Annotated in this window: 9 protein-coding genes; 5 read left to right on the forward strand and 4 right to left on the reverse strand. The window is 70.2% G+C overall.

Features of this window, described 5'->3' with window-relative positions; translation table 11 throughout:
* Positions 1 to 294: 294 nt before the first annotated feature.
* On the reverse strand, positions 295 to 1,101 hold the full coding sequence (locus FFK22_RS06590) for a hypothetical protein (RefSeq protein ID WP_138886976.1): 807 nt from the start codon (positions 1,099 to 1,101) through the stop codon (positions 295 to 297).
* Between the two features lie 146 nt (positions 1,102 to 1,247).
* On the opposite strand from FFK22_RS06590, the gene FFK22_RS06595 reads away from it, so the two are divergent.
* A complete protein-coding gene (locus FFK22_RS06595) occupies positions 1,248 to 2,204 on the forward strand; it encodes a DMT family transporter (RefSeq protein WP_221938437.1) in 957 nt (318 codons plus the stop codon).
* Here FFK22_RS06595 and FFK22_RS06600 read toward each other — a convergent pair.
* The 3 genes from FFK22_RS06600 to FFK22_RS06610 all read right to left on the reverse strand — a co-directional run bounded on the left by FFK22_RS06600 (position 2,186) and on the right by FFK22_RS06610 (position 4,787).
* Positions 2,186 to 3,445, reverse strand: a complete 1,260-nt coding sequence (locus FFK22_RS06600) for a 3-phosphoshikimate 1-carboxyvinyltransferase (RefSeq protein WP_138886977.1) — start codon at positions 3,443 to 3,445, stop codon at positions 2,186 to 2,188. The two genes, FFK22_RS06595 and FFK22_RS06600, sit on opposite strands and share 19 nt — an antisense overlap.
* Positions 3,446 to 3,518: 73 nt before the next feature.
* The gene (locus tag FFK22_RS06605) at positions 3,519 to 3,863 is read right to left on the reverse strand and encodes a cupin domain-containing protein (protein WP_138886978.1); all 345 of its coding nucleotides are present in this window, start codon (positions 3,861 to 3,863) and stop codon (positions 3,519 to 3,521) included.
* Positions 3,864 to 3,884: 21 nt separating this feature from the next.
* A complete protein-coding gene (locus FFK22_RS06610) occupies positions 3,885 to 4,787 on the reverse strand; it encodes a LysR substrate-binding domain-containing protein (RefSeq protein ID WP_138886979.1) in 903 nt (300 codons plus the stop codon).
* A gap of 125 nt (positions 4,788 to 4,912) precedes the next feature.
* Between FFK22_RS06610 and argH the strand changes: the two genes are divergently transcribed.
* The 4 genes from argH to FFK22_RS06630 are packed head-to-tail and all read left to right on the forward strand — an operon-like array spanning position 4,913 to position 8,882.
* Positions 4,913 to 6,337 carry an argininosuccinate lyase gene (gene argH, locus FFK22_RS06615; RefSeq protein WP_138886980.1) on the forward strand — a complete coding sequence of 475 codons (1,425 nt, stop codon included), beginning with the start codon at positions 4,913 to 4,915 and terminating at the stop codon, positions 6,335 to 6,337.
* 12 nt (positions 6,338 to 6,349) lie between these two features.
* Complete coding sequence (locus FFK22_RS06620; protein ID WP_138886981.1) at positions 6,350 to 7,249, forward strand: amino acid ABC transporter permease; 900 nt, start codon at positions 6,350 to 6,352, stop codon at positions 7,247 to 7,249.
* Positions 7,250 to 7,252: 3 nt separating this feature from the next.
* Positions 7,253 to 8,017, forward strand: a complete 765-nt coding sequence (locus FFK22_RS06625; protein ID WP_138886982.1) for an amino acid ABC transporter ATP-binding protein — start codon at positions 7,253 to 7,255, stop codon at positions 8,015 to 8,017.
* 34 nt (positions 8,018 to 8,051) lie between these two features.
* Positions 8,052 to 8,882 carry an ABC transporter substrate-binding protein gene (locus FFK22_RS06630; protein ID WP_138886983.1) on the forward strand — a complete coding sequence of 277 codons (831 nt, stop codon included), beginning with the start codon at positions 8,052 to 8,054 and terminating at the stop codon, positions 8,880 to 8,882.
* Positions 8,883 to 8,925: the final 43 nt, after the last annotated feature.

Consider the following 8,925-nt stretch of genomic DNA (forward strand, 5'->3'; position numbering starts at 1 on the left):
CGAAGACTTTGGCGCATGATCGTTATTCGTTTGCAACAATACTTTCAAATCCGGTTCAGAAGACTATAGAAAAGCCATATTTCAAACTCCCGATCTTTAGTGAAGGCTTGCAAATTTCCAATGAAGCTTGCAGCGGGTGCCGATCAGGCGGTGATCCTATTGTATAACATGGTTGTTCAGTCTTGCAAAAGGAAAGAAAAATTCTATCCAAGAGTAAGTAAATTATAACACATATGCATCAGAAACTTGAGGCATGGCCTGTCGTCGTGGATTTGTCCTGACTTGATCCGTCCTTCACGGACGGGCCGGCGCGGCCTTGCGGCTGCGGCCGCGCAGCGCCAGCATCGCGGCGTTCCACGCCACGCAGGCGGCCAGGGCCAAGCCCAGCGCCGCGGCGGAGCCGAGCGGCAGGGCGGCCAGGTGCAGCAGCGCCAGCGCCGGGATGTAACCGACCATGCCGATCAGGGCATTGGCGTAGACCGCGGCGGTCGCCGGCCCGCCGATCCGCGGATGCAGCAGCACGGCCAGGCTGCCGGTGACGACCGGGGCCAGGGCCGCGAAGCCGGCTGCCGCCGGCCCCAGGGCGCGGCCGATCAGCAGCACCGCGGCGATCAGGCCGGTGACCGCCGCCGCCCGCGCCGGGATGTCCCAGCGCCGTCCGGCGGCCCGCACCGGCGGCGTCGCCGCCAGGCCCCGCAGCGCGATCGGCAGGCAGGCGGCGAAGACGACCAGGTTCAGCACCACGGCACCGGGCAGGGTCCAGTCGACCCGGGAGACAGCGGCCGCCATGGCGCCCCAGCCCAGCAGCCCCAGCGGCAGGCTGACGGCCAGGCTGCGCGAGCGGGCGAGCAGGGAATAGAACGTCAGGAACACGGCGGTCGCGGTGTTGACCGCCAGGCTGGCCACGGCGCTGCCGGCGATGAACCCGGCATCGTGCTCCAGCGCCAGGAAGACATAGGCCGGGCCGACCGAGATCGGCAGCGTCGCGATCATCGCCCCGAGCACCGGTCCGCTGCGCTCGACCAGCAGCGACGCGACGACCACGATCCCGGCGGCCAGCGCCAGCTTGGCGGCGAACAGGAGCCAGAACGGGTCGATCACGGCGGGTCTCCGGGCGGCGGGGCCGTCCTCCTTGCTAGCTCATCCGGTGCTGCCGATGCCGTGACGCTTTGTCGGGCCAGTCCTGCGCGGGATTCGACCGCAAGAACCGGGTGGCGGCGCGACCGTCTCTCGGCGAGAACGGCGGCATGAGCATCGCCAAACCCGCAGTCCCGCCCGCGATGGCTTTCGCCGACTGGCTGCTGCTGATCGCCCTGTCGCTGGTCTGGGGCGGATCCTTCTTTTTCTCCAAGGTGGCAGTGGCCGAACTGCCGCCGCTGACCATCGTCCTCGTCCGGGTCGGGCTGGCGGCCGCAGCGCTGCTGCCGGTGTTGTACCTCGCAGGCCAGACGCTGCCGCGCGACCGCGGCACCTGGGCCGCCTTCTTCGGCATGGGGGTGCTCAACAACCTGATCCCGTTCTGCCTGATCGTCTGGGGCCAGACCCGGATCGGCAGCGGCCTCGCCGCCATCCTCAACGCCACCACGCCCTTGTTCACCGTGCTGGTCGCGCATGTGCTGACCGCCGACGAGAAGATGACGCCGAAGCGGCTGGCCGGGGTGCTGCTCGGCCTCGCCGGCGTCGTCGTGCTGATCGGCCCGCAGGTGCTGGGCGGGCTGGGCGGCGAGGTGACGGCCCAGATCGCGATCCTCGGCGCCGCCTTGTCCTACGCCTTCGCCGGCATCTTCGGCCGCCGCTTCCGCGGCCTGCCGCCGATGGTCACCGCCACCGGCCAGGTCAGCGCCACGACCGTGATGATGCTGCCGATCGTCTGCCTGGTCGACCGGCCCTGGGCCCTGCCGATGCCGAGCGGCACGACGCTGCTGTCGCTGGTCGGCCTGGCGCTGCTCAGCACCTCGCTGGCCTATGTCCTCTACTTCAAGCTGCTGGCCCGGGTCGGCGCCACCAACACGGTGCTGGTGACGCTCTTGATCCCGCCCAGCGCGATGCTGCTCGGCCATCTGGTGCTGGGCGAGGTGCTGTCCGGCCGCGCCTGGATGGGCATGGCGCTGATCGGGCTGGGCCTGATCGCGATCGACGGCAGGTTGTTCGGGAAATTGTGGCGGGCGATTGACCGATCGCCCGGTCAGGCCACCTCGTCATAGGTGACGCCCAGCGAGGCCAGCGCGTCCCAAAAGCCGGGATAGGTCTTGGCCACGCAGCCGGGGTCGAGGATGGTGATGCCGCCGATCTTCAGCCCGGTCAGGGCGAAGCTCATGGCGATCCGATGGTCGGCATAGGTCTCGATCCGGGTCGGCAGCACCTGGCCGGCCAGGGCGGGGTCGGAGGCGACGATCAGATCGTCGCCCTCTTCGCGGCCCAGGCCGGGGCGGATGCGCGACAGCTCGGTCGCCAGCGCGGCGACGCGGTCGCATTCCTTGACCCGGAGGTTGGCGATGCCGGTGAAGCGCACCGGCGTTTCATTGAACGCCGCCAGCACCGCCAGCGTCGGCACCGCGTCCTGCATCTGCGACCCGTCGATCACGGGCGGGAGATGCGGGAACCGGGCGATCAGCGCCTGGGCCTTGGCGTCCGGCTGGGTGAAGGCGGGCACGCCCAGGTCGATGGCGCCGCCGGTCAGCGCCTCGGCCCCCCACAGATAGGTCGCGGCCGAGGCATCGGGCTCGATCACATGGTCGACGGCGCGGTAGCCGGTCGGCTGCACCCGCCAGGTCGCCTCGTCCAGCTGCTCGACCTCGGCGCCGAAGGCGCGCATCGCCGCCACCGTCAGGTCGACATAGCCGCGGGCGCCAATCTCGCTGCCGGTCAGCGCCACCTCGACCGGCCCGGTGCCGCAGGCGGCGGCCATCAGCAGGGCGGAGATGTACTGGCTGGACAGGCCGCCATCGATCTCGACCCGGCCCGGCGCGAAGGGGCCGTGGCCGCGCACCGTGACCGGCGGGTATCCGTTGCTGTCGGTGATGTCGATGCCGAGCGAGCGCAGCGCCTGCACCAGCGGGCCGATCGGCCGCTTGCGCATATGCGCGTCGCCGTCCACCACCACGGTGCCGTCGACCATGGTCGCGGCGGCGGTCAGGAAGCGCGTGGCGGTGCCGGCATTGCCCAGGAATAGCGGCTCGGCCGGGGCCTGCAGCCGGCCGGTGCCGGTGACCGTGAAGCTGGTGTCGTCCGGCTCCTCGACCGTCACGCCCATGGCGCGCAGGGCCGCGGCCATCAGCTTGGTGTCGTCGCTCTTCAGCGCCCCGGTCAGGCGGCTGGTGCCGCGGGCCAGCGCCGCCAGCAGCAGGACGCGGTTGGTGATCGACTTCGACCCCGGCGGGATCACCCGGCCGGTCAGCGGCCGGCCCGGCGCCTTGATCGTCAAACCGTTTGCGCGCGCATCCATGCCGGCCGTCCAGATCTCTCTTGCGATGGTTCTGTCCTAGCGGTCCGCGCGGCCTTGAACCAGCGCGATCGGCTCATTCGAGCCATTCGGTGATGAAGCTGCCGTTCTCGTGGATGTCGATGGTCTGCAGCGGGCCGGGGCCGGGATTGGTGAATTTGTGCGGCGTGTTCGGCGGCACCACCACGATCTGCCCGGCCTCGGCCAGGATCTCCTGCGCGCCCAGGGTGAACAGGACGCGGCCGGCGCGGATGATGAAGGTCTCGGGGTAGGGGTGGCGGTGCAGCTTCGGTCCGCCGCCCGGCTCGGCCCGGTCGAAGAAGATCACCGAGACATTGGCGCCATGCTTGCCGAGCTGGATCTCGCCATGCCAGCGCTCGGGATCCTCGGCCCAGGCCTGGCGGTCGATGACATGCTTCATGGCGGTCTCTCCCTTCGTGTCTTACAGGTCCGGCCCGAGCGTCCGGGCTTCGCCCAGCAGCCAGTCGCGGAAGGCGACCAGGCCGGGCCGCGGCGCCCGGTCGGCCGGCACGGTGAACCAGTAGCCGTGACGGCTGTGGAAACCCAGCCCCGCCGGATTGACCAACCGCCCGGTCAGCAATTCCTCCCCGATCAGGCAGCGCGGCACCAGGGCCAGGCCCTGGCCGGCGATGGCGGCGCGGATCACCAGCGCGTAGAAGCCGAAATGCACCATATGGGCCGGGGCGAACTCGGCCAAGCCCTGGGCCTCGGCGAACTCGCTCCAGCGCAGCGGCGTGTGGCGGTGGTCCAGCACGGTGTAGCGGCGGACGTCCTCGGCCGCGGCGATGCCGCCCATCCGGGACAGCAGCGCCGGCGCCCCGACCAGCGCGATGGTGCGGCCGAACAGATACTCCGCCTGCTGGCCCGGCCAGTCGCCCTCGCCGAAGCGGAACACGCCGTCGGCCTCCTCGACCGTGTCGCCGGTGGCCTGGGTGGTGAACTGCACCTCCAGCTCCGGCCGCGCCTTGGCCAGCAGCGAGAGGCGCGGCACCAGCCAGCGGTCGCCCAGGATCGGCAGGACATGCAGCCGGATGGCGTTGGGCGACCCGCGCAGCGCCGCGATCCGCCCGGCCGCGGTCTCCAGCGCGCCCAGCGCGATCCGTGCCTGCTCGACATAGATCCGCCCGGCCGGGGTCGGCACCAGGCCGCGGCCGGTGCGGGCGAACAGCGGCATTCCGGCGATCTCCTCCAGGCTGCGCAGCTGCTTGCTGACCGCGCTCTGGGTCAGGTGCACGCTCTTCGCCGCCTCGGAGGCCGAGCCGTGCTCGACCAGCGCGGCCAGGACGCGCAGCGCGGTGGTGGAGGGCAGGGGGATCGGCGCCATCGCTCCGGCTATGACCATTCGGACTGGCGCATACGATATTCCATTCCCGACTATCGCGGGGAAATCATTTCCATTGTGGCGCCGGGACGGTCTCGGCAGCATCCCTGCCGAACAGGGAGCCAAGCATGACCGAACCGACCCGTCTCTGGGGCGCCCGCTTCCGCGCTGCGCCCGCGCCGGAGCTGATGGCCCTGTCGCGCTCCGACGCCAGCCATTTCCGCCTCGCCCCCTATGATCTAGCCGCCTCCGCCGCCCATGCGCGCGAGCTGGTGCGCGCCGGCATCCTGACCGCGGCCGAGGGCGAGACGATCGCCTCGGCCCTGTCCGACCTGGCGCGCGACACCGCCGCCGGTACCGTGAAGCCGAACCAGGGCGACGAGGACGTCCACACCTTCCTCGAGCGCGCGCTGACCGAGCGGCTCGGCGCCCTCGGCGGCAAGCTCCGCGCCGGCCGGTCGCGCAACGACCAGGCTGCCAACGACCTGAAGCTGTATCTGCGCGACGTCGCCCGCCGCCTGGCCGGCCATGTCATGCTGGTGCAGCAGGCGCTGGTGGCGCAGGCCGAGGCGCATGTGGCGACGCTGGCGCCCGGCTTCACCCATCTGCAGCCGGCCCAGCCGGTCACCTTCGCCCATCAGCTGCTGGCCCACGCCCAGACCTTCGCCCGCGATGTCGAGCGGCTGCAGGACTGGGACCGGCGCAGCGCGCGGTCGCCGCTGGGCGCCGCCGCGCTGGCCGGCTCCGCCATCGCCCTGCGCCCCGACCTGTCGGCGGCCGAGCTGGGTTATGACGGCCCCTGCGAGAACTCGATCGACGCCGTCGGCAGCCGCGACCATGTGGCCGAGTTCCTGTTCGTCGCCGCGATGCTGTCGGTGCATCTGTCGCGGCTGGCGGAGGAGGTGTTCCTGTGGTCGTCGCGCCAGTTCCGCTGGGTCGAGCTGGACGATGCCTACGCCACCGGCTCCTCGATCATGCCGCAGAAGAAGAATGCCGACATCGCCGAGCTGACGCGCGGCCGGGCGTCCCGGCTGATCGGCGGGCTGACGGCGATGCTGACGGCGCTGAAGGGCCTGCCCTTCGCCTATAACCGAGACTTGGCCGAGGACAAGCGCGCCGCCTTCGAGGCGGTCGACACGCTCGACGCCGTGCTGCCGGCGATGGCCGGGATGCTGCGCACCCTGCGGGTCAATGTCGAGACGCTGAAGCGCCAGTCGGTCGAGGGCTTCACTTTGGCCACCGAGGTAGCGGACTGGCTGGCCCGGCGCGGCGTGCCCTTCTCCGAAGCGCATGAGATTACCGGCGCCCTGGTCCGGCTCTGCGAGGATCGCGGCATCGGGCTGGAGGATCTGGCGGATGCCGACCTGGCGGCGGTCGACCCGCGGCTGGCGCCGGAGATCCGGTCCTGCCTGACGCCCGAGGCGGCCGTGGCGGCCCGCAGCGGCCATGGCGGCACCGCGCCGGACCGGGTGCGCGAGCAGCTGGCGCGGCTGCGCGAGCTTCTGGTCGAGCAGGACAGCTGGGCCCAGGCCTATGATGGCCCGCGCGGCTGAACGGAGGGGCGCATGACCGACACGACGGCGACCACGGGCACCTCGCCCTATTCCATCGCCCATCTGCGCCACGTGCCGCGCCGGCACTATGGCCGTTGGGTCGCAGCGGCGCTGATCCTGCTGGCCCTGGCGGCGATCGTCAAAGCCTTCGCCGAGGGCCAGATCGCCTGGCCGGTGGTCGGCCAGTTCTTCACCGCGCCGGCGATCCTGTCGGGCCTGGCCAACACCATCCTGATGACGGTCTGCGCCATGGCGCTGGGCATCGCGCTCGGCGTCGTGTTCGCGATCATGGTGATGTCGCCCAACCCGGTGCTGAAGACCGTGGCGGTCGGCTATATCTGGTTCTTCCGCGGCACGCCGCTGCTGCTGCAGCTGCTGCTGTGGTTCAACCTGGCGCTGGTGTTCCCGGTGATCGGCATCCCCGGCCTGTTCGAGGGGCGGACGGTCGACCTGATCACGCCCTTCGTGGCGACGCTGCTGGGCCTCGGCATCAACCAGGGCGCCTACACCGCCGAGGTGGTGCGCGGCGGCATCCTGTCGGTCGATCTCGGCCAGACCGAGGCGGCCAAGGCGATCGGCATGACCCGGCTGGTGGCGCTGCGCCGGATCGTGCTGCCGCAGGCGATGCGGGTGATCATCCCGCCGGTCGGCAACGAGGTGATCAGCATGATCAAGCTGACCTCGGTCGCCAGCGTCATCCAGTACGCCGAGATGCTGCGCAACGCCCAGACCATCTATTACGCCAATGCCCGGGTGATCGAGCTGCTGATCGTCGCCGCGATCTGGTACCTGGTCGTGGTCACGGTGCTCAGCATCGGCCAGCATTTCCTGGAGAAGCGGTTCGCCCGCGGCCGCGGCGACAAGCGGACCAAGCGCGCCGCCGCGGTCCTCGACCAGCCGAAGGAGGCCTGAGCCATGCCGCCGATGGTGGTCGCCGCCGAGGTCCACAAGCATTTCGGGTCGCTGCATGCGCTGCAGGGCGTGTCGCTGGAGGTCGAGCGCGGCGAGGTGCTGTGCATCATCGGCCCCTCGGGCTCGGGCAAGAGCACGCTCTTGCGCTGCATCAACCAGCTGGAGAGCGTCGATGGCGGTGCCGTCTGGGTCGATGGCGAGCTGGCCGGATACCGGCGCGACGGCGACGCGCTCTACGCCCTGACCGACCGCGAGGTGGCGCGCCAGCGCCTGGCCAGCGGCATGGTGTTCCAGCGCTTCAACCTGTTCGCCCATCTGACCGTGCTGGCCAACATCATCGAAGGCCCGGTCACGGTGCAGAAGCGGCCGAAGGCCGAGGCGGTGGCCGAGGCCATGGGCCTGCTGCAGCGCGTCGGCCTGGCCGACAAGCGCGACGCCTATCCGGCCGAGCTGTCCGGCGGCCAGCAGCAGCGCATCGCCATCGCCCGCGCTTTGGCAATGAAGCCGAAGCTGATGCTGTTCGACGAGCCGACCTCGGCCCTCGACCCCGAACTGGTGGGCGAGGTGCTGGCGGTGATGCGCGACCTCGCCGCCAGCGGCATGACCATGATCGTGGTGACGCATGAGCTGGGCTTCGCCCGCGAGGTGGCGAACCGGGTCGTGTTCATGGACCGCGGCCGGATCGTCGAGATCGGCCCGCCGCAGCAGGTGCTGGGCAGCCCGCGCGAGGCGCGCACCCGCGACTTCATCGCCGCCGTCCTGTCGTGACCGGCGGAACCAGAACAACAGGAGAGGCTCAGCTATGACCCGTATCGCTCTGCTCGCCGCCACCGCGGCCGTCGCCGCGCTCGCCGTGACGCCTGCCATGGCCCAGGACCTGCCGGCCCGGATCAAGGACGCCGGCAAGATCATCATCGGCACCAACAACAACTACCCGCCGATCATCTTCAAGGACCCGGCGACCAACGAGCTGCAGGGCGTCGACATCGACCTCGGCAAGGCGATCGCCAAGCAGCTTGGCGTCGAGGCCGAGTTCCAGGAGATCGCCTTCGCCCAGATGCTGCCGTCGCTGCAGACCGGCCGCATCGACATCGTCATGGCGGGGATGAGCGACACGCCGGCCCGGCGTGAGACCGCCGATTTCGTCGACTACATGAAGTCGGGCGCTCAGTTCTACACGATCACGGCGCTGGCCGGTGAGATCAAGTCGGCCGAGGACCTGTGCGGCAAGACGGTGGGCGCCAGCCGCTCGACCAACTGGCCGCAGCAGATCGGCGAATGGAGCGACGCCAACTGCGTCGCCAAGGGCAAGCCGGCGATCTCCGTGGTCGGCACCGAGGGTTCGGCCGACGCCCGCACCCAGCTGAAGACCCAGCGCCTGCAGGCCGCGGCCCAGGGCAACGAGACGCTGCCCTATTTCCAGAAGCTGGAGCCGGACACCTATGTGCCGATCGGCCAGGCCTTCACGGAGTCCCTGGTCGGCATCCCGGTGCTGAAGTCCGAGCCGCAGCTGCGCGACGCGGTCAAGGCCGCGGTCGAGAAGCTGCAGGCCGACGGCACCTACGACCAGATCCTGGCGAAGTACGGCCTGCAGGCCAACAAATTGCCGGCGGCGCTGAACCAGGGGCAGTGAGGGGCTGGGACAGCCACTCCTTTCGAGTCCCCCTCCCGCGAGG

Source organism: Mycobacterium sp. KBS0706 (assembly GCF_005938675.2).
Classification (GTDB): Bacteria; Pseudomonadota; Alphaproteobacteria; order DSM-16000; family Inquilinaceae; genus Inquilinus.

Bases quoted from the DNA above. Each gene is read 5' to 3' on its own strand.
- FFK22_RS06595 (WP_221938437.1), top strand. From the start codon at position 1,248: ATGAGCATCGCCAAACCCGCAGTCCCGCCCGCGATGGCTTTCGCCGAC.
- FFK22_RS06600 (WP_138886977.1), bottom strand. From the start codon at position 3,445: ATGGATGCGCGCGCAAACGGTTTGACGATCAAGGCGCCGGGCCGGCCG.
- FFK22_RS06605 (WP_138886978.1), bottom strand. From the start codon at position 3,863: ATGAAGCATGTCATCGACCGCCAGGCCTGGGCCGAGGATCCCGAGCGC.
- FFK22_RS06610 (WP_138886979.1), bottom strand. From the start codon at position 4,787: ATGGCGCCGATCCCCCTGCCCTCCACCACCGCGCTGCGCGTCCTGGCC.
- argH (WP_138886980.1), top strand. From the start codon at position 4,913: ATGACCGAACCGACCCGTCTCTGGGGCGCCCGCTTCCGCGCTGCGCCC.
- FFK22_RS06620 (WP_138886981.1), top strand. From the start codon at position 6,350: ATGACCGACACGACGGCGACCACGGGCACCTCGCCCTATTCCATCGCC.
- FFK22_RS06625 (WP_138886982.1), top strand. From the start codon at position 7,253: ATGCCGCCGATGGTGGTCGCCGCCGAGGTCCACAAGCATTTCGGGTCG.
- FFK22_RS06630 (WP_138886983.1), top strand. From the start codon at position 8,052: ATGACCCGTATCGCTCTGCTCGCCGCCACCGCGGCCGTCGCCGCGCTC.